This window comes from Acidovorax radicis N35 (assembly GCF_000204195.1).
In the GTDB taxonomy this organism is placed as follows: Bacteria; Pseudomonadota; Gammaproteobacteria; order Burkholderiales; family Burkholderiaceae_C; genus Acidovorax; species Acidovorax radicis.
Map to the genome: position 1 here is coordinate 581,121 of NZ_AFBG01000020.1, position 23,582 is coordinate 604,702.

15 protein-coding genes are annotated in these 23,582 nt (G+C 63.6%); 8 read left to right on the forward strand and 7 right to left on the reverse strand.

Annotated elements, in window-relative coordinates; all coding sequences use genetic code 11:
• Positions 1-18: 18 nt before the first annotated feature.
• Entirely contained in the window at positions 19-936 is a 918-nt protein-coding gene (locus ARADN35_RS0116470; RefSeq protein ID WP_010464030.1) for a LysR family transcriptional regulator, read from the reverse strand.
• A 176-nt stretch (positions 937-1,112) separates the two neighbouring features.
• Between ARADN35_RS0116470 and ARADN35_RS0116475 the strand changes: the two genes are divergently transcribed.
• The 4 genes from ARADN35_RS0116475 (at position 1,113) to ARADN35_RS0116490 (ending at position 8,603) form a co-directional block, all read left to right on the forward strand.
• A complete protein-coding gene (locus ARADN35_RS0116475; protein ID WP_010464031.1) occupies positions 1,113-1,991 on the forward strand; it encodes an alpha/beta hydrolase in 879 nt (292 codons plus the stop codon).
• Positions 1,992-2,481: 490 nt separating this feature from the next.
• Complete coding sequence (locus ARADN35_RS0116480; protein ID WP_010464032.1) at positions 2,482-3,735, forward strand: efflux RND transporter periplasmic adaptor subunit; 1,254 nt, start codon at positions 2,482-2,484, stop codon at positions 3,733-3,735.
• Between the two features lie 28 nt (positions 3,736-3,763).
• Positions 3,764-6,997 carry an efflux RND transporter permease subunit gene (locus ARADN35_RS0116485; RefSeq protein WP_010464033.1) on the forward strand — a complete coding sequence of 1,078 codons (3,234 nt, stop codon included), beginning with the start codon at positions 3,764-3,766 and terminating at the stop codon, positions 6,995-6,997.
• A gap of 109 nt (positions 6,998-7,106) precedes the next feature.
• On the forward strand, positions 7,107-8,603 hold the full coding sequence (locus tag ARADN35_RS0116490) for an efflux transporter outer membrane subunit (protein WP_010464034.1): 1,497 nt from the start codon (positions 7,107-7,109) through the stop codon (positions 8,601-8,603).
• A gap of 1,000 nt (positions 8,604-9,603) precedes the next feature.
• Here ARADN35_RS0116490 and ARADN35_RS0116495 read toward each other — a convergent pair.
• The gene (locus ARADN35_RS0116495) at positions 9,604-10,776 is read right to left on the reverse strand and encodes a pyridoxal phosphate-dependent aminotransferase (protein WP_010464035.1); all 1,173 of its coding nucleotides are present in this window, start codon (positions 10,774-10,776) and stop codon (positions 9,604-9,606) included.
• A gap of 77 nt (positions 10,777-10,853) precedes the next feature.
• Between ARADN35_RS0116495 and ARADN35_RS0116500 the strand changes: the two genes are divergently transcribed.
• From ARADN35_RS0116500 to ARADN35_RS0116510, 3 genes are all read left to right on the forward strand, one after another.
• Positions 10,854-12,290 (forward strand): NAD-dependent succinate-semialdehyde dehydrogenase, encoded by a 1,437-nt coding sequence (locus ARADN35_RS0116500; protein ID WP_010464036.1) that lies wholly within the window; start codon positions 10,854-10,856, stop codon positions 12,288-12,290.
• 227 nt (positions 12,291-12,517) lie between these two features.
• Positions 12,518-13,072, forward strand: a complete 555-nt coding sequence (locus ARADN35_RS0116505; RefSeq protein WP_010464037.1) for a MarR family winged helix-turn-helix transcriptional regulator — start codon at positions 12,518-12,520, stop codon at positions 13,070-13,072.
• The gene (locus ARADN35_RS0116510; protein ID WP_010464038.1) at positions 13,069-13,749 is read left to right on the forward strand and encodes a GNAT family N-acetyltransferase; all 681 of its coding nucleotides are present in this window, start codon (positions 13,069-13,071) and stop codon (positions 13,747-13,749) included. Before ARADN35_RS0116505 ends, ARADN35_RS0116510 begins: the two co-directional genes overlap by 4 nt.
• Positions 13,750-14,058: 309 nt before the next feature.
• Here ARADN35_RS0116510 and ARADN35_RS0116515 read toward each other — a convergent pair whose 3' ends face one another.
• From ARADN35_RS0116515 to ARADN35_RS28000, 4 genes are all read right to left on the reverse strand, one after another.
• On the reverse strand, positions 14,059-15,027 hold the full coding sequence (locus ARADN35_RS0116515) for a porin (protein WP_010464039.1): 969 nt from the start codon (positions 15,025-15,027) through the stop codon (positions 14,059-14,061).
• Positions 15,028-15,310: 283 nt separating this feature from the next.
• A complete protein-coding gene (locus ARADN35_RS0116520; protein WP_010464040.1) occupies positions 15,311-16,018 on the reverse strand; it encodes an IPTL-CTERM sorting domain-containing protein in 708 nt (235 codons plus the stop codon).
• 186 nt (positions 16,019-16,204) lie between these two features.
• Positions 16,205-17,479 carry a helix-turn-helix transcriptional regulator gene (locus ARADN35_RS27015; protein WP_010464041.1) on the reverse strand — a complete coding sequence of 425 codons (1,275 nt, stop codon included), beginning with the start codon at positions 17,477-17,479 and terminating at the stop codon, positions 16,205-16,207.
• Positions 17,480-17,587: 108 nt separating this feature from the next.
• Positions 17,588-18,031: a hypothetical protein gene (locus ARADN35_RS28000; protein ID WP_139019203.1), complete on the reverse strand. Its 444-nt coding sequence runs from the start codon at positions 18,029-18,031 to the stop codon at positions 17,588-17,590.
• Positions 18,032-18,237: 206 nt separating this feature from the next.
• On the opposite strand from ARADN35_RS28000, the gene ARADN35_RS0116535 reads away from it, so the two are divergent.
• Complete coding sequence (locus ARADN35_RS0116535; RefSeq protein WP_029414098.1) at positions 18,238-22,161, forward strand: IPTL-CTERM sorting domain-containing protein; 3,924 nt, start codon at positions 18,238-18,240, stop codon at positions 22,159-22,161.
• A 212-nt stretch (positions 22,162-22,373) separates the two neighbouring features.
• On the opposite strand, the gene ARADN35_RS27425 is transcribed toward ARADN35_RS0116535, so the two are convergent.
• Positions 22,374-23,582 carry an FAD-dependent oxidoreductase gene (locus tag ARADN35_RS27425; RefSeq protein WP_081474653.1) on the reverse strand — a complete coding sequence of 403 codons (1,209 nt, stop codon included), beginning with the start codon at positions 23,580-23,582 and terminating at the stop codon, positions 22,374-22,376.

Below are 23,582 nucleotides of genomic sequence, written 5' to 3' on the forward strand. Positions count from 1 at the left end.
CCGCAGGGCCGCAGCGTCTCACCCGGACCGCTGCAGATGGGCCTCGCTGCGGAACAGTTCAGCGGCCCAATCCACGAATGCCCGCACCTTGGCGCTCAGGTGGCGGTTGGGTGGGTAGACCACGTACACGGGCAGCACGGGCTGCGTCCATTGAGGCAGCAGTTGCACGAGTGCCCCGCTCTTCAGGTGCCGTTCGGCCTGGAAGCTCGTGATCTGGCCAATGCCCAGGCCTGCCACCAGGGAGGTCACGTACGCATTGGCCTCGTTGACGCTCAACTGGTAGGGCCCTGAAATATCGATGGACTCGGTGTCCTTGCGGAACTCCAGTGGGTAGTGCCGGCCCGAATGGGGCGAGAAATACAGCAGGCTGGTGTGCTTTTCCTCAATCTCCAGTGGATGCGCGGGTGTGCCCTTGCGGGCCAGGTAGTCTGGCGATGCGACGGTGATGAATTCCAGATTGCCGATGCGCCGCGCCACCAGCGACTGGTCGCTCAACTCGCCGCCCCGGATCACACAGTCCACGTTGTCGCCAATCAGGTCCACGATGCGGTCGCTCACGCCCAGGTCGAGCTGGATGTCCGGATAGCGCGCGTGGAAATCCGCCAGGTGCGGTATCAGCAGCAATTGCGCCACTGCCGTACCCACATCGATGCGCAGGCGCCCGCGCGGGTTCGCCCGCGCGTTGGTCATGCTGGCCTCGATGTCGTCCAGGTCGGTCAGCAGGCGCACGGTGCGGTCGTAGTAGGCCGCGCCGTCGGGCGTCACCGTCACACGGCGTGTGGTGCGGTTGAGCAGCTTCACGCGCAGGCGCTCCTCCAGCGCTTGCACGTGCTTGGTCACCGTGGCTTTGGGCAGCGAGAGTGAATCGGCCGCCCGGGTGAACGTGCCGGCCTCTACCACCCGCACGAATATGCGCATGGCCTGTATTTGGTCCATGGCTTCTCCTTGAATCTGGAACTACAGCACCCACCAGTGGGTGCTGAGGAATTCTCACATGCCCGCCACCCTGCGATTGTTGAGCTTTTGGAAACAGTGCGGTGGTGTTTGACCTGTTTATCTGAAAGACGCAAGCCACTACATTTCATCCATCGTCAATTTACTGGGTACATGCCATGCAGCCCGACCATCCTTCCTCGCCATCTTTCATTCTGCCGCCCGTTGCCAAGCCCTCCGAAGGGGGTAAGGCTGCTTCCGTGTGCTCCGACTCCACTATTGAAGTGACCAAGGGGCGGGATGTGGCCGTGCGCATGTATGGGCGCAAGAAGAGTGGCCAGGCGTCGCCGGTGGTGGTGCATTTTCATGGTGGCGCATTCACCTCGGGAGGCCTGGACACCGGCTGCACCGTGGCCTCGCTGCTGGAAGGCGTGGGGGCCGTGGTGGTGTCGGTGGCTTACCCGCTCACCCCGTTCCCGCAGCCGGTGGACACGGGCTATGACGTTCTCAAGTGGGTGCACCGCAACCGCACCAAGCTCGGCGGGCAAGGTGCGCTGGTCTACCTCGCCGGTGAGGAAGCTGGTGGCAACCTGGCCGCCGCCGTGGGTCTGATGGCGCGCGACCAGTCGCACCCGCCGCTGGCCGGGCAGATCCTGCTCTCGCCCATGCTGGACCCGTGTGTGGGCACGGCCTCACTGCGCGAAGCCACGGGCAATGCCACCGGCTGCAAATGGGCCGAAGGCTGGCGCAATTTTCTGCGCAGCCCGCGTGATGCAGACCATCCTTACGCCGTGCCCGGGGCTGCACATCGCCTGGCAGGTTTGCCACCCACGCTGGTGCTGGTGGGCGACACCGACCCGATGCACGACGAAGCGCTGGCCTACGCCACCCGGCTGGAGGCCGCAGGCCTGCAGGTCACCCGCCATGTTTTCTCCAAAACGGCGCAGTGGCCCGATGCCTTGTTGCAGACAGGGCAAAACGAATGCCCTTGCGCAGCGGGTGCGCAGGAGCAATTCCGCCTGTTTTTTGAAGCCACCCGATGTCCGGTGCCTTCCTGAGAGTTTGTTCCCAGCAACCCGGGCCGCAGAAAGTCGTTGACCTCAACTTTGGTTGAGGTTTGATACTGCGGCCTTCCCGCCAACCACCTGGTTTTCAACGCTGATTTTTCCGGCCTCACCGTGCCGGAGGGAGAAGCCTTGTCCACGCATTTCTGCAAGCCGTGCCCGCCTGGGCCCAGACGGCAGGCAGGGGCGATTGATGTCAACGATAGATACGGAGGAAATCACAGCATGAAAAAACCATGGGGCCACTCGCCGCTCCGCAACCACGGCTGTCACAACACGCAGTGCAGCCACGTCTTCTGACATCGGTATGGACATGGCCCGGTGGTGCGCTGCCGGGGCCTTGACTTTTCCACCGTGTCATTGCCGAGACTGCCCCTCCATCCACGGCCCTGACACCTGTCGGCACAACGCCCACGTACCGGGGTGTGGCAAAAAACCTCCACCGGCTCGCCCCACAAGGGAAGCCTTAACGATTGAAACGACCATGAACTCCAATCCTTTCTCAAAGAGCCGCCCGCTGGGCCTGGCCACCCTTGCCACCGCAGTGACGGCCACCGTGGCCGCCATCATCCTTGTGTTCCAGGCGCCTGTTGCCCAGGCCGATGGCACCCCTGCTGCGCCACCGGCCATGCCGGTGTCGGTGGCGGCCGTACTGCAAAAAGACATCGCCCTGTGGGACGAGTTCTCCGGCCGCCTCGAAGCCGTGCAGCGTGTGGATGTGCGACCCCGTGTCTCGGGCGCTGTGCAGGCCGTGCACTTTCGCGAAGGCTCGCTGGTCAAGCAGGGCGACCTGCTGGTCACGGTGGACCCCGCTCCTTACGCCGCCGAGGTGGACCGCGCCGAAGCCCAGGTGGTGGCCGCGCAAGCCCGTGTGTCGTACACGCGCAGCGAACTGGAGCGCGCCACACGCCTGCTCGAAGAAAAAGCCATTGCCCAGCGCGAGCACGACGAGCGCCTGAACGCACAGCGTGAGGCCGATGCCAACCTGCGCGCCGCCCAGGCCGCGCTGCAGACCGCCAAGCTCAACCTGGGCTACACCCAGGTGCGCGCCCCTGTCGCGGGCCGCGTAGGCCGCATCGAGGTCACCGTGGGCAACCTGGTAGCCGCTGGCGCGGGCGCACCCGTGCTGACCACGCTGGTGTCCGTGAGCCCTATCTACGCCAGCTTTGATACCGATGAGCAGATCGTGGTGAAGGCCCTGGCCGACCTGCAAAGCGGCCAGCGTGGCAATAGCGCGCGCCAGCTCATCGAGCGCATCCCCGTGCAGATGGGCACCGGCACCACGGGCGGTACGCCGCACGCCGGCCGCTTGCAGCTCATCGACAACCAGGTGGATGCCAAGAGCGGCACGGTGCGTGTGCGCGCCGTGTTCGACAACGAAGACGGTGTCCTGATGCCCGGCCAGTTCGCCCGCATCCGCATGGGCCAGGCCCGCAACACGCAAGCGCTGCTGATCAACGAGCGTGCCGTGGGCACCGACCAGAACAAGAAGTTCGTGATGGTGGTGGGCGAAGGCAACAAGGCCGAGTACCGCGAGGTCACCCTGGGCGCGCCGATTGACGGCCTGCGCGTGGTCACCTCAGGCCTCAAGGCTGGCGAGAACATCGTCGTCAACGGCCTGCAGCGCGTGCGCCCCGGTGCCGTGGTGGCGCCCCAGTCGGTTCCCATGACCGCCAAGGCCGAGATTGCGGGTGATCGCAAGGAAGCCAAGAACGCAGCCAAGTCGCCAGCGGCCTGAGCGCCACGGACCCAAGGAATTTGCATCCATGAATCTATCCCGCTTTTTCATCGACCGCCCCATCTTCGCCGGGGTGCTGTCGGTGCTCATCTTCCTCGGGGGGCTCATCGCATTGCGCGGTCTGCCCATCTCCGAATACCCTGAAGTCGCACCGCCCTCCGTGGTGGTGCGCGCACAGTACCCGGGCGCCAACCCCAAGGTGATCGCCGAGACCGTGGCCACGCCGCTGGAGGAATCCATCAACGGCGTGGAAGGCATGCTCTACATGGGCAGCCAGGCCACCACCGACGGCGTGATGACGCTGACCGTGACCTTTGCCCTGGGCACTGATCCCGACAAGGCCCAGCAGCTGGTGCAAAACCGCGTCTCGCAGGCCGAGCCGCGCCTGCCCGAGGAAGTGCGCCGCCTGGGCGTCACCACCGTCAAGAGCGCGCCCGACCTGACCATGGTGGTCCACCTGGTCTCGCCCAACAACCGCTACGACATCGACTACCTGCGCAACTACGCGGTGCTCAATGTGAAGGACCGCCTCGCCCGCATCGGCGGCGTGGGCCAGGTCCAGATCTTCGGCGGCGGCGACTACTCCATGCGTGTCTGGCTCGACCCGCAAAAGGTCGCGCAGCGCGGCCTCTCGGCCAGCGACGTGGTGACCGCCATCCGCGGCCAGAACGTGCAGGCCGCCGCTGGCGTCGTGGGCGCATCGCCCGGCCTGCCGGGCGTGGACCTGCAACTGTCCATCAACGCCCAGGGCCGTCTGCAGACCGAAGAAGAGTTCGGCGACATCATCGTCAAGACCGGTGCCGACGGTGCGGTGACGCGCCTGCGCGACATCGCCCGCCTGGAGCTGGGCGCGGCCGACTACTCGCTGCGCTCGCTGCTCAACAACGACCCCGCCGTGGGCATGGGCGTGTTCCAGGCGCCGGGCTCCAACGCGCTGGACATCTCGTCCAACGTGCGCAAGACCATGGACGAGATCCAGAAGAACATGCCCGAAGGTGTGGAGTACCGCATTGCGTACGACCCCACGCAGTTCGTGCGTGCGTCCATCAAGTCTGTGATCCACACGCTGCTCGAAGCCATCGCCCTCGTGGTGCTGGTGGTGATTTTGTTCCTGCAGACCTGGCGCGCGTCCATCATCCCGCTGCTGGCCGTGCCGGTGTCGGTGGTGGGCACGTTCGCGGTGCTGCACCTGCTGGGCTTTTCAATCAACGCTCTGAGCCTGTTCGGCTTGGTGCTGGCCATCGGCATCGTGGTGGACGATGCCATCGTGGTGGTGGAGAACGTCGAGCGCAACATCGAGGCGGGCCTGACCCCGCGCGAGGCCACCTACCGCGCCATGCGTGAAGTGTCCGGCCCCATCATCGCGATTGCGCTGGTGCTGGTGGCCGTGTTCGTGCCGCTGGCGTTCATCAGCGGCCTCACGGGGCAGTTTTACAAGCAGTTCGCGGTCACGATTGCGATCTCCACGGTGATCTCGGCGATCAACTCGCTGACCCTGTCGCCTGCGCTCAGCGCACTGCTTCTCAAGGGCCACAACGAGCCCAAGGACGCGCTCACGCGTGGCATGGACAAGGTGTTCGGTGGCCTGTTCCGCGGCTTCAACCGCCTGTTCCACCGCGGCTCCGAGGCCTACAGCGGCGGCGTCAAGCGCGTCATCGGCCGCAAGGCACTGATGTTCGTGATCTACCTCGCGCTGGTGGGGGCCACGGTGGGCCTGTTCAAGATCGTGCCCGGCGGCTTCGTGCCCGCACAGGACAAGCAGTACCTGATCGGCTTTGCCCAGCTGCCCGACGGCGCCACGCTGGACCGCACCGAGAACGTGATCCGCCGCATGGGCGAGATCATGAAGGCGAACCCGAACGTCGAAGACGCGATTGCGTTCCCGGGCCTGTCGATCAACGGCTTTACCAACAGCTCCAACTCCGGCATCGTGTTCGCCACGCTCAAGCCCTTTGCCGAGCGCACCCGCGCGGACCAGAGCGGCGGCGCCGTGGCAGGGCAGCTGAACCAGTCGTTCGGCAGCATCCAGGATGCGTTCATCGCCATGTTCCCGCCGCCACCCGTGGCGGGCCTGGGTACCACTGGCGGCTTCAAGCTGCAGATCGAAGACCGCGCGTCGCTGGGCTTTCAGGCCATGGACGGCGCCGTGAAGGCCTTCATGGCCAAGGCCTACCAGACGCCCGAGCTGGCCGGCATCTTCAGCAGCTGGCAGGTCAACGTCCCGCAGCTGTACGCCAACATCGACCGCACCAAGGCGCGCCAGCTGGGTGTGCCGGTGACGGACATCTTCGACACGCTGCAGATCTACCTGGGCAGCCTGTACGCCAACGACTTCAACCAGTTCGGCCGCACGTACAGCGTGCGTGTGCAGGCCGATGCGGCCTACCGCGCGCGGGCTGAAGACGTGGGCCTGCTCAAGGTGCGCTCTGCCACCGGCGAGATGGTGCCCTTGTCGGCGCTGATGAAGATGGAGCCGAGCTTCGGCCCCGAGCGTGCCATGCGCTACAACGGCTACCTGGCCGCGGACATCAACGGCGGCCCTGCACCCGGCTACTCGTCGGGGCAGGCCCAGGCCGCCATCGAGCGCATTGCCGCAGAGACGCTGCCCCAGGGCATCACCTTCGAGTGGACCGAGCTCACCTACCAGGAAATCCTGGCCGGCAACTCCGCCGTGCTGGTGTTCCCGCTGGCCATCCTGCTGGTGTTCCTGGTGCTGGCCGCGCAGTACGAAAGCCTGACGCTGCCCATTGCCATCATCCTGATCGTGCCCATGGGCATCCTGGCGGCCATGACCGGGGTGTGGCTGAGCAAGGGCGACAACAACGTGTTCACGCAGATCGGGCTCATCGTGCTGGTGGGGCTGTCGGCCAAGAATGCCATCCTGATCGTGGAGTTTGCGCGAGAGCTGGAGTTTGCCGGGCGCACCCCCGTGCAGGCCGCCATCGAAGCCAGCCGCCTGCGGCTGCGCCCCATCCTGATGACCTCGCTGGCCTTCGTGATGGGTGTGCTGCCCCTGGTGCTGTCCACCGGTGCCGGTGCCGAAATGCGCAGCGCCATGGGCGTGGCGGTGTTCTCCGGAATGATCGGGGTGACGGCCTTCGGCCTGTTCCTCACGCCCGTGTTCTACGTGCTGCTGCGCAAGCTGGCCGGCAACCGCCCGCTGGTGGAGCACGGCACACATGTGGCGCCCATCTCGCACGCCCCCGGCAGCGGTGGCACCGCCCACCCTGTGCTGGCCGCGCCGCGCAAGGAGCACGAATGATGCCCCTCACCACGGTGACGACAACGACCTTTGTGGCCTTAGACGCTCGCTCCACGATGTCCACGCCGCTGAATGCGGCGGGTGCATCGGCCGGGGCAGGAGACCAACCATGACCGATTTGCTATTGAAGAAAAACTCCACCGATGGTGCCCGCGCAACGCGCAAGCGCAGCCTGCTGGCGCCCCTGGCCGCCGCCCTGGTGCTGGCTGGTTGCATGACGCAGCCCGTGGCCCCCGCGCCGCATGCGGGTGTGCCCGTGCCCACCAGCTTCACCGCAGGCGGCGACGCATTGCCCACGGCGCCCTGGACAGTCGCTGCCCCCGCCGAAGCGCAGCCGCGCGGCGAGTGGTGGCTCGGTTTTCAAGACCCGGTGCTGGCCGATTTGATCCAGCGCTCGGGCAACGCCAACACCAGCATCCAGCAGGCCGCAGCGCGATTGGCCGAAGCGCGCACGCTGCTGCGCTCGGCAGACGCCGCGCGCTCCGTCCAGGTCGGTGCCTCGGCAGGTGTTTCTCGCCAGGGGGGGGCCAACACCACCGGCAGCGCGGCACCCGCCACGCTGGGTACGGCGGGGCTCAATGCCTCGTACGAGCTGGACCTGTTTGGCCGCCTCTCGCAAACCAGCGACGCCGCACGTCTGGACGCCGACACGCGCGAAGCCTTGCTGCAAAGCACGCGCCTGATGGTGCAGGCCGACGTGGCGCAAACCTATCTGCAGCTGCGCGCCGTGCAGGCCGAGCAGGTGCTGGTGCAAGAGAGCTTGTCTGCCTACGAAGGCACGCTGCGCCTCACGCAGCGCCGCCTGCAGGCGGGCGACGTGGCCGAGCTGGATGTGGCCCGCGTGCAGACGGAAGTGGCGGCCACCGAATCCGAAGCATTGGCCCTGCAACGCCAGCAAGCGTTGTTGACCAACGCGCTGGCCGTGCTGGCGGGCGAGGTGGCCAGCGGCTTTGTGTTGCCAGCCGCGACGGGCGACGCCGCGCTGCCCGTGATCCCGCCGGGCGTGCCTGGCACGGTGCTGGCGCGCCGGCCCGATGTGTCGGCCGCCCAGACGGCCGTGCTGGCTGCGCAGGCTCGTGTGGGCGTGGCGCAGAAAGCGTGGTTCCCGGCCGTCACGCTCACGGGCAACGCGGGGCATGCATCGCCGGAGCTGGGTGATTTGTTCAAGTGGTCGGCCCGCGCCTGGGGTGTGAGTGCGCTGCTGTCGCTGCCGATCTTTGACGGCGGCCAGCGCGATGCGCAGATCGAGGGGGCGAAGGCCCGCATGGAGGCCGCGCTGGCCGACCACCGTGGACAGGTGCTCAATGCGTTTCGTGACGTGGAGGATCAGCTGACCTCGCTGCGTTTGCTGTCCGGCCAGGCCGAGGCGCAAGGGCGTGCGGTGACTGCCGCGCGGCGGGCGACGCAGTTGTCGGATGCGCGGTATCGCAACGGCTTGGTGAGCCAGCTGGAGTTGCTGGACGCGCGGCGCAGCGAGTTGCGCAATCGGCGGCAGGAGTTGCAGGTGCGGACGGCGCAGTATGTGGCGACGGTGGGGTTGATTCGGGCGCTGGGTGGAGGGTGGGGGGATCAGCCTGCTGTGAAGTTGGCGCAGGTGACTCAGTAGTTGTCTTTGGGTAATTTTTCGAGTGTTTTTGGCTGCTAGCGCTTGTGAAATAAGCGCTAGCGGCTATTGTTTTTATAGTGTCTGAGTTTCTCGCGGCCGTTCTGGCTGAGCTTGTCGAAGCCGTGAGCTGAACGTGCCGTGTGCCTTGGTTGAGGGCGGAGGCCGGGAGTCGCCCGGCATGCGAGTAACTTTCTTTTGGGTCGCCAAAAGAAAGTCACCAAAGAAAAGGCGACCCCCAGTCTGCGACCCCTTCGCTTCGCTGCGGGGCAAACCTGCGTCGGGGCGGTTGCGGGGTGCGCCGTGGAACTCGCTTTGCTGCTGCGCAGCGCCGCTCGGACAACCACGGCGAGCTAGAGCACGAAGCATGGGCGCTGCGACGCCCATGCTCACCCCGCAACCGCCCCGCCGCAGGCGCAGCCAGCAGGGGGTGGACAGCCGAACCTCCAACAGCCGAACAGCCACACGGGCCATCGCTTCGCTCGGCCGCGTTTCGCGGGCGCAAGCGCCACGCGCTGCGCAGGTGGGGCCGAGCGCAGCGACGGCCCGAATGGATGTCCGATCCCGGTGGGTTCCCTTCTGGATGCGCCTGGGGCGCGCAGGGCGCGGGGTGGCATGTGTGCCGAAGGACACACATGCGTCGTGAACTGACTCACCGCAGTTGTCCGAGCGGAGCGCCGCAGGCGCGCAGTGAGTTCTGCGGTGCACCCCGTGACCGAGCACCCCAGGTTGCCCCGCAGCGCAGCGAAGGGGTCGCAGACAGCAGGGTCGCCCTTTCTTTGGTGACTTTCTTTCGGCGACGCGAAAGAAAGTTACTCGCATGCCGGGCGACTCCCGGCCTCCGCCCTTTGCAAAGGCACGGGGCCAGATCAGCACACGAGCCCAGGCTTCGACAGGCTCAACCCGAACGGCAGAAGCAAGAACCAATAGCTATAAAAATAATAGCTAATACCGCTCATCCCACAAGCGCTAGCGGCAAAAATCGTTCAAAAATCTCTCTCCATCACCCCTTCAACCACCCCCTCAACCTCCCCACCCCTTCCTCCAACCTCCCCACATCCCGACTCGCAAAACACCACCGCAGCCACCCCGCTGCCTCACCTCCGAACGCACTGCCCGGCGCCAATCCCAACCCCGCCTCCCGCACCAACCGCTTAGCCAGCGTCAAACACTCGTCATGCCCGTCGATGTGAAAGAACGCATACATGCCCCCCAGCGGCTTGGCCAACGACACCCCCGGTACATCGGCCAGCAGCGGCACCAGCGTGTCGCGGCAGGTACGCAAATGCGCGACCAGCGCAGGCGTTACCTCCTCCGCGCGCTGCAGCGCCACCGTGGCTCCGCGCTGCACAAACACCGGCGCGCACGAGGTGTTGAATTCGATCAATTTGCCCACGGCGGGCGTCATTGACGGCGGCAGCACCAGCCAGCCCAGTCGCCAGCCGGTCATCAAGAAGCTCTTGGAAAAACTGTGCGTCACCACCAGGCGGTCCTCGGGTTCGGCCACGTCCAGAAAGCTGGGGGCCGCGCTGTTGGACGTGTCGCCCGCGTAGTACAGCCGTTCGTACACCTCGTCCGCCAGGATCCAGGTGCCTGTGCGGCGGCAGTGCGCCAGGATGGTGGCCTGTTCCTCGCGCGTCAGCGTCCAGCCCGTGGGGTTGTTGGGCGCATTGACGACGAGGAGGCGCGTGCCGGGTGTGATGGCCGCCAGCAGCGCATCCATGTCCAGCCGCCACGCGCCGTCTGCATCCGCCACCAGCGGCACGGTGCGCACCTGTGCGCCCAGAATGCGCGGCTGCGCCACCAGGTTGGGCCACACGGGGGTCACCAGCACCACCTCGTCGCCCGCGTCCACCAGCGCCTGCACGGCCACCATCAGGCCGTTGACGCCGCCCGAGGTGACCGCAATGCGGTCAAACCACGCATCGGTGTGCTGCTGCGGGTGCAGGCCGTGCATGTAGCCCGCAATCGCGTGGCGCAGTTCGGGCAGCCCCAGGTTGTGGGCATAAAAGGTCTCGCCCTTTTGCAGCGACGCAATGGCCGCGTCGCGGATGAAATCGGGCGTCACCTCGTCGCTCTCGCCAAACCAGAACTTCAGCACATCGCTGCGTCCCAGGCCCTCGTTGGCCACCTCGCGGATGCGCGACTCTTCGAGGCTTTGGACTACTTCTCGCATGCAATCTCCTTGAAATACACAGCCATCATCGCAGGCGTATAGTTGTTTTTTTGATTTTTTGGCTGACCCCAACGCTCATGACCTATCCCAACACCCAGCTCTTCATCGCAGGCCAGTGGCAAGACGCCGCCGAAGGCAAAACCATTGCCGTGTTCAACCCCTCCACCGGCAAAGAAATCGGCCGCGTGGCCTATGCCACCAAGGGGGATCTGGACCGCGCATTGGACGCAGCACAAAAGGGCTTTGAAGCCTGGCGCGACATCCCCGCCGCCGAGCGCGCCAAGACCATGCGGCGCGCCGCTGCACTGATGCGCGAACGCGCCGATGCGATTGCCGCCATCATGGTGCAAGAGCAGGGCAAACCCCTGGCCGAGGCCAAGGTCGAAACCATGGCCTCGGCCGACATCATCGAATGGTTCGCCGACGAATCACTGCGGGTTTATGGCCGCATCGTGCCTTCGCGCAACCTCAAGGCCACCCAGATGGTGCTCAAGGACCCCGTGGGCCCCGTCGCCGCGTTCACGCCGTGGAATTTTCCTATCAACCAGGTGGTGCGCAAGCTGGCCGCCGCGCTGGGCGCGGGCTGCTCCATCCTGGTGAAGGCACCCGAAGAAACCCCCGCCAGCCCCGCCGAGTTGATCCGCGCATTTGCCGATGCCGGCGTGCCCGCCGGCACCGTGGGCCTGGTCTATGGCGACCCGGCTGAAATCTCCAGCTACCTGATCCCGCACCCCATCATCCGCAAGGTCACGTTCACCGGCTCCACGCCCGTGGGCAAGCAGCTGGCGGCGCTGGCGGGCAAGCACATGAAGCGCGTGACGATGGAGCTGGGCGGCCACGCGCCGGTGATCGTGGCGGAGGACGCTGACCTCGAGCTGGCCATCAAGATCTCCAGCGGTTCCAAGTTCCGCAACGCAGGCCAGGTCTGCATCTCGCCCACGCGCTACCTGGTGCACGAAAGCATTCGCGCCGACTTCGTGGCCGCGTTTGCCAAGTACGCCCGGGGCCTGAAGGTGGGCGACGGCCTGACCGCAGGCACGCAGATGGGACCGCTGGCCAACCCCCGCCGCATCACCGCCATGGCCGACCTGATGGCCGACGCCGTGCAGCAGGGCGCCACGCTGGTAACGGGTGGCGAGCGCATTGGCAGCGAAGGCAACTTCTTCCAGCCCACCGTGCTGAACGACGTGCCCCTGTCGGCCCGCATCGTCAACGAAGAACCCTTTGGCCCAGTGGCCGCCGTGCGCGGGTTCACCAAGATCGAAGACGCCATTGCCGAGGCCAACCGCCTGCCGTTTGGCCTGGCTGGCTACGCCTTCACCACCTCGCTGAAAAATGCGCACCTGCTGGCCCAGCGTCTGGAAGTGGGCATGTTGTGGATCAACCAGGCCGCGGCACCAGCGGCCGAGCTGCCGTTTGGCGGGCTCAAGGATTCGGGCTATGGATCGGAAGGTGGCCCCGAGGCCATCGAGGCGCACCTGAACACGCGCCTGGTGTCGATCATGAACGTTTAAGGGGCTGGATGCCCGGCACGCCTGGGCTGCGCGGATCCCCGCAGCCTGGGTAATTCAGTCAGGGCCTGCGGGCGATCTTTTAGGAGCATTCCTGTGAGATCGTCTGCAGGCTTTTGTTTTTGTGCGTTGGAAATCATCCTGGCAGGAAGTGCCAAGGCAGCTGTAAAGAAATCCGTTGACGTAGGCTGTCAAATGCATATCATGATATATATCTAAGACAATAAACCATGATCGAAGACGTCGTCAAGGAACTCGGATTCCTCACTCTGGGCACGCGCTTCAAGCGCATAGGCGAGGCGCTTCAGGCGCAAACGCAGTCACTGCTGACTGAACATGGCATCGATATGCCCGCAGCGCATTTCCCGCTCTTGGCGGCACTGGACTGGCATGGCGCACTGGGCGTGGGCGAGCTGAGCCAGGCCGTCGGCGTCAGCCAGCCTGTGGTCACCCGCTCCTTGAAAGGGCTGGAAGACAGCGGGTTGGTGCAGTCGGAGGCGGTGGAAGGCGACCGGCGTGTGCGCCGCGTAGCGCTCAGCCCGCAAGGCCAGGCATTGGTCCAGCGGGCGCAGCGCGATGTCTGGCCCGTGCTGGAGGCCTCGGTCGCCCAGGTGTGTGCATCGCTTGAAGGGCCTTTGCTGGACCAGTTGGCTGCCCTGGAAGCGGGGCTTGCGCGCACGTCGCTCCTGCAGCGCTCGGCGGCCTCCATCGCCACGGAGCAAGCCACCCGCAAGCGCAAAGGCAAAAGCACTCCCCACTACCCAGGAAAGGAAAAAACACGATGACCACGATCAACCCTTTTGACCGCCCCGTCTGGGCATCGCTGACCTTTGCGCCCGATCTGGCCGAAGGCGGCGGACTAGCCAAACGCTACCGGCGCGATGTCAATTTGTTTGCATCGGCCCGAGATGACGATGGCGCCAGCCTAGCGGCGGTAGCCGACCTAGTGACCGAGGGGGAATCGGTCTTCGTGCTGCAAGCGCAACCCATCCCGGTACCCAAGGGGATGCAGGCCCTTCGCCGAGCCCAGGGCGTGCAGATGTTGGCCGGCCGGGCCATTGCTGCAGAGACTGGTGCCGAGGTGGTTGTGGCGCTTGGCGATGCCGACGCTGCCGAGATGCTGGCCTTGGCGCGGCTGACCGAGCCTGGTCCGTTCCTTGCGCGCACCCACACCATGGGCCGCTTCGTGGGTATCCGGTCTGACGGCGTTCTGGTGGCCATGGCGGGGGAACGCATGCGTTTTGAAGGCGGTACGGAGGTCAGCGGTGTGTGTGTCCATCCTGATTTTCGGGGGCGCGGCTTTGCCCGTCGGCTTTCATCGGTGGTCGCCCACGCCATTCAGCAACGCGGGGACCAGCCTTTTCTGCATGCCTGGGCTACCAACGAAGCGGCCATTGCCTTGTACGAAAGCCTGGGGTTTGAGATTCGCACCGAAATGCAGGTGGCCGTGCTGGGGCGGTGATCGCTTGATCCGCGAGGCATGTGGTCCATCGCGGGCGGACTGCGCCAAGTGGGGGCGTTTGGCGGGCATCGAGAGGTTTTTGGCACTTTATCGTGCAAGCTTGGCAGTCTGCCGGTTCCAGCGCAGTTCGCGTTGCACGGTGTGAGAGGGGGTGGGTGCACAAGGCAATCCCCCACATTCCCCGTGGCAACTGTCCGTCCATGCACTTTCGCTGGGCGCAAAAAAACCCCGCACTCCCAAAAGAAGTGCGGGGTAAATAGCTGTGTCTCTGCCCTCCCACCAGTTAGGGCAGCAGCGGGTGTGGGGCCATCAGAAGTTGTGGCGCACGCCCATGGCGAAGGAGCTGAAGTCGTTGCCCGCAGTGGCCACGCCGTAGCTGGCGTTGTGGTTGTTGTTGATGCGGGTGTAGTAGGTGTAGATCTTGGTGCGCTTGCTCAGGTTGTAGTTGTAGCCCACCGTGTATTGGGTGGCAGCGCTGTCGGCCACGTGGGAGTACTTGCCGGCACGGCCCACGTTCAGGTGGAACTCGGACACGCCCATGATGTAGGCGCCCGACAGGCGCACGTTGGTGCGGTTGCCGCCGTTGGCGATGAACACGTTCTTGTCGCGTTGCACGTAGGCGCCGACCACGAAGGGACCGGTCGAGTACGAAGCACGCACTGCGAACTGGTTCTGGTCGTCCAGCTTGGAGTAGCCAGCGCCCAAGCCCAGTTTGCCGATTTCGTAGTTGGCGGCCAGGTCGAGGCTGTTCTTGCCGCCGGTGCCGTTGGCTTGCTCGTGCATGGCCCAGCCGGCTTCTACCGTTGCGCCGCCAAAGCTGGGGGTGCGGTAGGCGATCTTGTTCACGTCGCGTGCAGGGTAGGCGTACAGCGCATCCGACGACGAACCGGTGTCGTGGTTGTGGTTGCTGATGAAGTCAGCGGTGGCGTAGTAGGACTCCGAAGTGAAGTTGCCCAGACGCACCATGCCGAAGCCGCCAGCCAGGTTCACTTCGCTCTGGCGCGCGAAGATGCCGCGGGAGTCCGAAGCGCCGCTGCTGGAGTCAAAGCCGCTTTCCAGCTGGAAGCCTGCCATCAAACCGCCGCCCAGATCTTCCTGGCCCTTGAAGCCGAAGCGGGAGGAGTTGTTGAACAGGCCGGTCTTGGAGACATTGCCTTCTTTTTGGTGCTCGAACGTGGTGTTGATCCGGCCGTACAGGGTGACGCTGCTCTGGGCAAGCGCAGCAGATGTCCCAACCAAGGCCAGCGCGGCCACGGCGCAGCGGTTAATCGTTTTCATTAGCAAGGTTTCCTTTATCAAATTTTGTTTGATGACAAATCATCACGGGCCAAAACACATGGGGTACATGCCTTCGGGCCGTCGCTACAAGCAAGCTTTATGCCTGTGGTGATGTGAGTTGCACATTGCAACGGAGAAGGATGCTACTGGGCGGAAATAGGCGGCGCCACAGGGGTAAACACCTTTTGGCCTGCGGATGTGGGTGGCAAACAACAAGCCGCGCCGGAAACAGGGGCTCCGCGGGCTTCACAACACAGGAGCACGCTGCAAAAGTATGTTCGAGCTAGCCGCGAATTTGCTTCGGATGCCCAGTTCCACCAGTTTGCCGGGAATGGCGGCGCAGGCGGCGAGCGCCGACGACTGCTGTCGCTAAACCCAGCAGCACCATGGTCCACTCGCCCAGGGTGGGAACAGCAGTTGCAGCTTCGGGGCTGGCGAACGCGGAACACGGCCCACTGAACGGCTGGGGGGCGCTCCAGTTGGCGATGTTCATCAGTACGCCGGGTCCTGAGTCTCGGAAGGTGCGATAGCCGCTCGTGCTATCTGCAAAAACGGCGTTGCCGCCATTGGCGAACCAATGCACCGGTGCTGTCAAGGCAACGCCGCTGGCGGTGTAAGCACCGGCGGGAATCATGGTGTCGCGTACCTCGGTAAAGATCGAGGTCAACGCACCCACTGCGTTGGTCGTAGTGGTGCCCACGACCGTGGGTGGCCGAGCCACGAGGTCTTGCGCGAACACCACATTGCCCGTGTTGTTCATGCGCCAGATGGTGCAAGTCAGGTGCGCGCCTATCCAGAGCTGGTTGATGGCCGTGTTGTCGTCGCGGTTGTCGAAAACGAGGGTGACGGTGTAGTTTTGGCCGTTGATGATTTCCGGCATCAAAGAGTCGCTGATGGTGCCGGTGTAGGTGATGGCAAAAGGCGTGGCTCCCGCGCAGGCGCAGGCGCTTGCGAGCGCCACGGCGGTAGCGTATTGGCGGAGGCGGCGCAAGGGAGCTCCGGGAGCGGTGGATGTTCGTGTAAGAGATGGCATGGAGCACGCAAAAAATGCTGGAAGGAATTCCCGTCACACAATGTGCCCGGGGCTCCAGCGATTCTTGGGAACACGCCATGCCGCGTCATGGACGGCAGCGACAATCGTTGTGCCCAATGCGACATGGGCACTGCGTAGAGCTGCTCAGCCCGTCAGTCCGCGCGCCTCGCTCGGTGTCATGCCGAAGTGGCGGCGAAACGCCCGACTGAAGGCGGAGAAGTCGTCAAAACCGCTATCCAGCGCAATCTCCAGCACGCGGCGGTGGCGCTGCGCGGGGTCGCTCAGCATGTCCCGCGCCCGCTGTAGTCGCGCCTGCCGCACGAAATCGGAAAAGCAAGTGTCCTCGCGCGCAAACAGGCGCTGCACCTGGCGCGGCGTGAGATGGTGCTGGCGCGCGATCTGTTCCAGGCTCAGTTCGGGCCGGTCGATGCGGGCCAGGATGTCACGCCGGATCAGCGCCAGGCGCGGCACATCGATCGCATCATGCTGGCGCGGTTGTATGCCTCGGGCCATAGGCACAAGCATGTCCACGATCAGCATGGCACGCGGCGTATCGCCAAAAGCGCCCATTGTTTCCGCAGGCCGCAGCGCCCATGTGCACGCGGGAATCGGGCGACCTTGCACACCCTGCAGTGCAAAGGACCGGCGGTCCACGCGCTCTGGGGTTTGCGGATACTCCCCCTCCGCCAGTTTCAGCCCGTGGAGAGCCCGCAAAAGCGCCTCTTCCGCTTGCGCACTGGGGCAACCGATATAGCCGCTACGCGCAACGATCACCTCAGCTTCACTCAACAACTGCTGCGCGGCAGCATTGGCATGCACCACAAAGCGATCCGATCCCAGAAGCAAAATGGGGCGCTCTGCCTGCTCAATCATCAGCTGGCCAGTGCTCGCTCGGCGCCCGTTGGCTGAGCGCCGGTATTCTGCAAAAGCTTTCTTGATATGCACGAACAGGCTTGCCAGGCTCGCATCTGCCCCGGCGTCGAACCGCCCCTGCGCAGGGCTGCGGAGCAACCCGAAAAAGACGACAAAATCCTCGTCCTCCGCCACCTTTCCGCCCGACATGTAGCGCACACCGTAAACCGACCAGAAGTTTCGGTAGTACGGATGAACCTGCGCCTCTCGGGCTGGAATTAAGTCGTCAGAGTTGAACACGGTGCCCGGAGGTTGCACCGCGACATGGGCCAAGTGTGGATCCAGGCGGTGGTATTCGCACATGTAATCCAGCACGCCCTCCATGGGTGAGCCGGATGAGTGCAGCGTCAACGCCATGCGGCCCGTGCGGCGATCCACTGCCACCAGTTGGCAAAAGCGTCCCTTGAACTGATCGACCAACACTTGCAGCACTTCGTGCCAAGGCCGCGTGCCCGTGGCTGCTTGGTACAGGTTGTGGACCAGTCCCTCATATTGTTCAGATGTCACAAAGCCCCTCTACTCTTTTGCAGTCCGATAGCTCACAAACCCACATCGGCATGCCCTGCGTGTGTGTGCCAAAAAGGGTTCGCGGCCGAAAGGGCGCGGTTCACAGGATTATTCTCCGGCCTTGAATGCAAATTCTTCCGCTTCGTCAGATTGGCTTTGTGCTGCTTCCAGCAGCCGCCGCACCATCCCATGCACTCTCGTCACCTCGGTTGCCAAAGCCGACGCCGGACGAGGCCTGAGCCTCGGGCGGCGGCAGGTGCGAGAAATTCCGCGAAGCGATGGTGTGAAAAGGCCGAGAACCTGTTCAAGGCCTTTCACCGCATCTGCTTTGCAGCAAGTCAGCACGGGAAGACGATTTTGAACAGGCTCTTGAGGCCCGCGCCGAAGAACATCGGCGTTGGGCTTTTTTACTTGTGCTCCCAATATCTCGGAGAGACCAGCGTCTTGATCGGGCAGCTGTTCGCTATTGGTGTGAATCCTGAGCCGACCTCGCAGCGAAACAGCGCACCCGGGTTGGTGGTGCCGCAGCGCGGGAAAAAAAGAGCGGCGCATCGCACCCACTCGCTTTCATTGAAGCGATCAATTAAAAGATAGTTGTTTATTGAAAATCATGATTAACTGCGTGCACTTATAAATATCAGGGAGTGGGCGCAGTGAAGAAACTAACCAGAAAATTCGCCTTTTTGCAGGCGCTTTGTTGCATCGGCCTGGCGTGGATTTTTCTCACTGCGGCTTCCTCGGCCCTCGCTGGGGCTCCCTTGGCACCCGCCTTCCAGCCCCCCGGTATCTTGTTCATCGAGAGCAATGTGGCCGACTACCAGCAGTTGATGGCTGAGGCCGGGGCGGATTTCGAGGTTGTGTTGCTGGATGCCCAGGCTGACGGCTTGCGCCAGATGGCCGATGTGTTGGCCGAGCGAAAGAATCTTGCAGCTGTGCATTTGATTTCGCACGGCACCAAGGGTGCATTGGGTTTGGGCTCCCTGACACTTGACCGCCAGGCGCTGCGGGAGCGGGGAGCGGACTTGGCGCGCATTCGTGCGGCCTTTGGGAGCGGGGCCGATCTGCTGTTGTACGGTTGTGAGGTAGCCCATGGCGCTGAGGGCCAGGAGTTCATAGCCATGTTGGCCGATGCCACCGGTGCGCGGGTGGCGGCGTCTACCAATTTCACTGGGGATGCCGCGCAAGGCGGCGACTGGCTGCTGGAGCGGCGTACTGGTCCGCTGCGCAGTGCGGTGCTGGCCTTTCCCTCCTATCGCCACGTGCTGCCTGCCGTAGCCGGCACCTTGTCGATCAATCCGACCCTCGCGGACAACACCTTCACGGTACCCAAGTTCCTCGACAGCAACCTGTCAGCCCAGATCCATTTCCCCAACATCGAATACGAGATTTACTTTGCTAACGTTGGCAACACACGCACTGGCGATGTCACAAACTACGACCTGACCGGTAGCGGCAGCAATTCCATGCTGGTCTTCGACACGTTCCTCCCAGTCGGAAGCCTGATTGTCAAAAGCCAGTTGCAACGTCTGTTCGGCATTGCGAGTTTCGTCATTCAGGATGCGCAGGTCATGGGAGCTACCTATACCGCGACCGGCTACATCGACGGTGTGGGCACGGGCGCTACGCATCCCTTCATGGCTCATCCCGGCGGAATCAGTAGCACCGTCAATCTGCCGCCGGCATTCAGGAATGTGGACGAAATCCGGATTACAAGCACCGGACACCCCAGTCAGCCTAATAAGTTGTGGCAGGAAGGTTTCAACAACTTCGTGTTCACAGAGCCCACCGGCAATGCCGACTTGAGTGCCCTGTCGGCGTCGTCCGGCGGCTTTTCATTCTTGGCCGCCACAACCAGCTACGGCTTTGCGGTCACCAACGCAGTGACCAGCACCACTGTCACGCCCACCATAGACACGCCCGGCGCGACCATCACGGTGAACGGCGTATCTGTGACCAGCGGCGCTGCTTCGGGTGCGATCGCGTTGAACGTCGGCTCCAACACCATCACCACGGTCGTCACAGCCCTCGACGGAAGCACTACCAAGACCTACACCATCACCGTCACGCGCGCGGCACCGCCCTCGAGCAATGCCAACCTGAGCAACCTAGCGCTCTCGGTAGGTACTTTGAACCCCGTGTTCGCTTCGGGTACCACCTCCTACACGGCCAGCGTGCCCTTCACTACAACGTCGCTCACCGCCACGCCCACCGTGGCCGACGCCACTGCCAGCGTCACCGTCAACGGGGTCGCTGTCACCAGCGGCAATGCGTCGGGGGCCATTGCGTTGGCAGTGGGCTCCAACACGATTACCACCGTCGTGACCGCCCAGGACGGCACCACGACCAGCACCTACACCGCCACGGTCACCCGCAGTGCTGCGTCGGGCAACAACCAGCTGGGCGCGCTGTCGCTTTCAAGCGGCACCCTGGCCCCGGTGTTTGCCTCGGGCACCATCAGCTATACGGCCAGCGTGGGCAATGCCACCACGTCGCTGACCGTCACTCCGACCGTGGCCGACGCCACTGCGAGCGTTACCGTCAATAGCGTGGCCACCACCAGCGGCAACGCCTCGGGCGCGATTGCGCTGAACGTCGGCAGCAACACCATCACCGTCGCCGTCACCGCGCAGAACGGCACGCCGCTGAGCTACACCGTGACCGTGACCCGGGCCGGGTCGTCCAATGCCGACTTGTCTGCGCTGTCGCTGTCCAGCGGCACCTTGGCGCCTGTGTTTGCAGCTGGCACCACCAGCTACACGGCCAGCGTCAGCAACGCCACCACCTCGCTCACCGTGACCCCGACCGTGGCCGCCGGTACCGCTAGCGTCACCGTGAACGGTGTGGCCACGACCAGCGGCAATGCCTCTGGCGCGATTGCGCTCAATGTGGGCAGCAACACCCTGACCACGGTCGTTACGGCCCAGGATGGCACCACGACCAAGACGTATACCGTCACCGTGACCCGTGCCGCGTCGTCCAACGCTGACTTGTCTGCGCTGAGCCTCTCTAACGGCACCCTGAGCCCGGTGTTCGCGTCGGGCACGACGGGCTATGTCGCCTCCATCGCGGCCGGCACCTCCAGCCTTACCGTCACCCCCACCGCGGCCGCGGGCACCTCCAGCATCACCGTCAACGGGGTGGCTGTCACCAGCGGGGCCGCCTCGGGTGCCATCGCGATGAACCCGGGCAGTAACACGGTCACCATCGTCGTCACCGCCCAGAACAGCGCGACCAAAAGCTACACCGTGACCATCACGCGTGCGCTGCCTTCGAGTGACGCTGATCTGTCTGCGCTGTCCCTGTCCAGTGGCACCTTGGCGCCTGCCTTTGCCGCTGGCACCATCAGCTACACGGCCAGTGTCGGCAACGCCACCACCTCACTCACCGTGACGCCCACCGTGGCCGATGCCACTGCCAGCGTCACAGTGAACGGGGTGGCCACCACCAGCGGCAATGCCTCGGGCGCGATTGCGCTGGCGGTGGGTGCCAACACCATTGCCACCGTCGTGACAGCGCAGGATGGCACCACCACCAAGACCTACACCGTGACGGTGACGCGGGCGGGATCGGGCGACGCCAACCTGTCGGCCCTGGCGTTGCTGGGCGGCAGCATCAGCCCGGCGTTTGCGCCGAGCACCACGGGCTACACGATGTCGATCGCGGCCGCGACCACCAGCATCACCGTCACGCCGACGGTCAATGAACCGAACGCCGCGGTGACGGTCAACGGCGTTGCCGTGGCCAGCGGCAATGCCTCCGACGCCATCGCCATGAACACCGGTGCGAACACCGTCACGGTCGTGGTCACCGCGCAGAATGGCACCACCAAGACCTACACGGTCACCGTGACGCGTGCGGTCTCGTCGAATAACGACCTGGGCGCATTGTTGTTGTCGAGCGGCACCCTGAGCCCGGTATTCAGCGCGGCCCAGCAGAACTACACCGCTACCGTGCCCGACAGCTCCATCACCGTCACCCCGACCGTGGCCGATGGCAGTGCGAGTGTCATGGTCAACGGCGTTGCCACGCCCAGCGGCAACGCGTCGGCCCCCATTGCGCTGAACGTCGGCAACAACGTGGTCACTGTGCAAGTGACCGCCCAGAGCGGCTCCACCAAAAACTACACGGTCACCGTGACGCGTTCGCGACCCACCACGGCGACGGGCATCAGCCCCACCGGGGGGGGCACGGTGAATGCCAGCCTGTCGGGGCCGGCGGGCTGCGGGTTTGACCAGGCGAATTTCATCCCTCGCACCGGAGGCGTGGGCTCGCCGCCTTCCGGGGGCACGGCCGGGTATGTGTTTCCCCAGGGCTTGTTCGATGTGATCGTCGGAGGTTGCCCCAATGGTGCCGCCGTGACCATCACGCTGACCTATCCACAGCCGTTCCCATCCGGTGCCGTGTACATGAAATACGGCCCTACGCTGAGCCAGGGCGCTTCCCACTGGTACCCATTCCCCGGAGCGACGATCACCGGCAACACAGTCACGCTGGTACTTACGGATGGCGGCTTGGGGGATGATGATCTAGTGCTGAATGGCGCTATCCCGGATCCGGGCGGTGTGGCATTGGCCGCGGCCTCTACAGGGATTCCAACGCTTTCCCAGTGGGGTGTGCTGTTGTTGTCCTTGATGCTGGCTGCAATTGCCGTTCTGTGGACTGGTGCCCCGTCTCGTAAATAACTGGTACTTATCGCGCGTACCAGTGAGGTATCTTTGAAACGGAGATACCGCGATGAGGGCAGGCAGACCGAAGACTGAACTGGTGCCGTCGGAGGAGGAGCGTTCGCAGCGGCTGTCGTTTGCTCGACGCCGCTCGCTGCCTGCGGTGGTAAGCAATCAAGGAGATTTTGAGAAACTATCAATCACACCGAAATGTGATAGTTATTCCACGTTCATATGATATTTTCTACCAGTGCCTGAGCCAGTGCGGGCGCCGTTGAGTATTTTCCGGTGTCGATGGAAATATAGTTTCCCAATTTTGTGGTTCCATAATCAGAACGGCGGTGCAGCGTTGATTTTCGATCCGAAAGTGCTCCTTGGCCGGCGGCAAAAACCCATCCGCCTTCAAGGGTGGAACGCTCTGCTTGCTCGCGAATTTGCGCTACCCATGGCAATAAGGCTTGAAGATGGTTGAGAATGGAGTTCGATATGTCTTCAGCATTTTTGGAAGCTAAATGAGGCTCCGGTGGTGAAATGTCAGGGCTGTCTACACGCAAACCATCGGGATACCAGGAGAGGTAAAAATCACGCCCGTTGTAGTTTTTTATGTCTCCGAATGGCCCGGTGGCGATGACAGCGCAAGGGGTATGAACCGGTTCTGCAGTGCGCAAGAAAAGCGATTGACGGTATCTGTTCGACCAAACTCCTGTCGGCTCTAGTCCCGCAGTTCGATCTATCGCCAAACGGCCTTGCCAGAGCGAGTTTATTACGTAATCGTATGGGCCAAATATGCCTGCGGAAGTCTCTATTTTCCACGTGCCGTTGATGCCCATCTCTGCGGGCCGTGCAGCCATGACACGGGTTCCCAAAAATTGTTGAATCAATTTTTCAGCGCCCATCGCGGGTATAAACCGCTCGGCGACCCAATTGGTATCAACGGATCTTTCTGGAACCCGAAAGCCTGCAACAATATCTGGCGATGATGTGAAGCCAGCCAGTTCGGAAGAGCTCAGCTGGTGAACCCGACTTTCAGACGCATCTGCTAGATATCGCGCTGCATCCGGGTGAGATCGCACGCGCTCAACGACTTTCTCCATGTACGTCTTCATTTCCGATGCAGAAGTCACGGATTTGCGATGGCAAAAAAACAGGTCGTCTTCGGAGGTAATGGCTGGAGCGAGGGACGTGCCGATCAATTCCTCTATCAATGGACGAAATCTGAGACCGCCGGGAATGACGTGATCCGCCGTGCTTAGTGACGGATCTGCGCTGTAGAGGCATCCTAAGTGGATTTTTCCTTCGTTCCATCGGCTCGCCGCACTGAACGGTTGTTCCGCCATATCGAAGATGGATACTTCGATCCCTTTGCGTGCAAAAAAAAGCGCTGCAGAGCAGCCCATGATTCCAGCGCCAAGGATGGCAATTCGGGGGGGATTTCGCAT

Bases quoted from the DNA above. Each gene is read 5' to 3' on its own strand.
- ARADN35_RS0116485 (WP_010464033.1), top strand. From the start codon at position 3,764: ATGAATCTATCCCGCTTTTTCATCGACCGCCCCATCTTCGCCGGGGTG.
- ARADN35_RS0116510 (WP_010464038.1), top strand. From the start codon at position 13,069: ATGACCACGATCAACCCTTTTGACCGCCCCGTCTGGGCATCGCTGACC.
- ARADN35_RS27425 (WP_081474653.1), bottom strand. From the start codon at position 23,582: ATGCGAAATCCCCCCCGAATTGCCATCCTTGGCGCTGGAATCATGGGC.
- ARADN35_RS0116500 (WP_010464036.1), top strand. From the start codon at position 10,854: ATGACCTATCCCAACACCCAGCTCTTCATCGCAGGCCAGTGGCAAGAC.
- ARADN35_RS0116470 (WP_010464030.1), bottom strand. From the start codon at position 936: ATGGACCAAATACAGGCCATGCGCATATTCGTGCGGGTGGTAGAGGCC.
- ARADN35_RS0116480 (WP_010464032.1), top strand. From the start codon at position 2,482: ATGAACTCCAATCCTTTCTCAAAGAGCCGCCCGCTGGGCCTGGCCACC.
- ARADN35_RS0116505 (WP_010464037.1), top strand. From the start codon at position 12,518: ATGATCGAAGACGTCGTCAAGGAACTCGGATTCCTCACTCTGGGCACG.
- ARADN35_RS28000 (WP_139019203.1), bottom strand. From the start codon at position 18,031: ATGCGCCGCTCTTTTTTTCCCGCGCTGCGGCACCACCAACCCGGGTGC.
- ARADN35_RS0116490 (WP_010464034.1), top strand. From the start codon at position 7,107: ATGACCGATTTGCTATTGAAGAAAAACTCCACCGATGGTGCCCGCGCA.
- ARADN35_RS0116495 (WP_010464035.1), bottom strand. From the start codon at position 10,776: ATGCGAGAAGTAGTCCAAAGCCTCGAAGAGTCGCGCATCCGCGAGGTG.
- ARADN35_RS0116515 (WP_010464039.1), bottom strand. From the start codon at position 15,027: ATGAAAACGATTAACCGCTGCGCCGTGGCCGCGCTGGCCTTGGTTGGG.
- ARADN35_RS0116475 (WP_010464031.1), top strand. From the start codon at position 1,113: ATGCAGCCCGACCATCCTTCCTCGCCATCTTTCATTCTGCCGCCCGTT.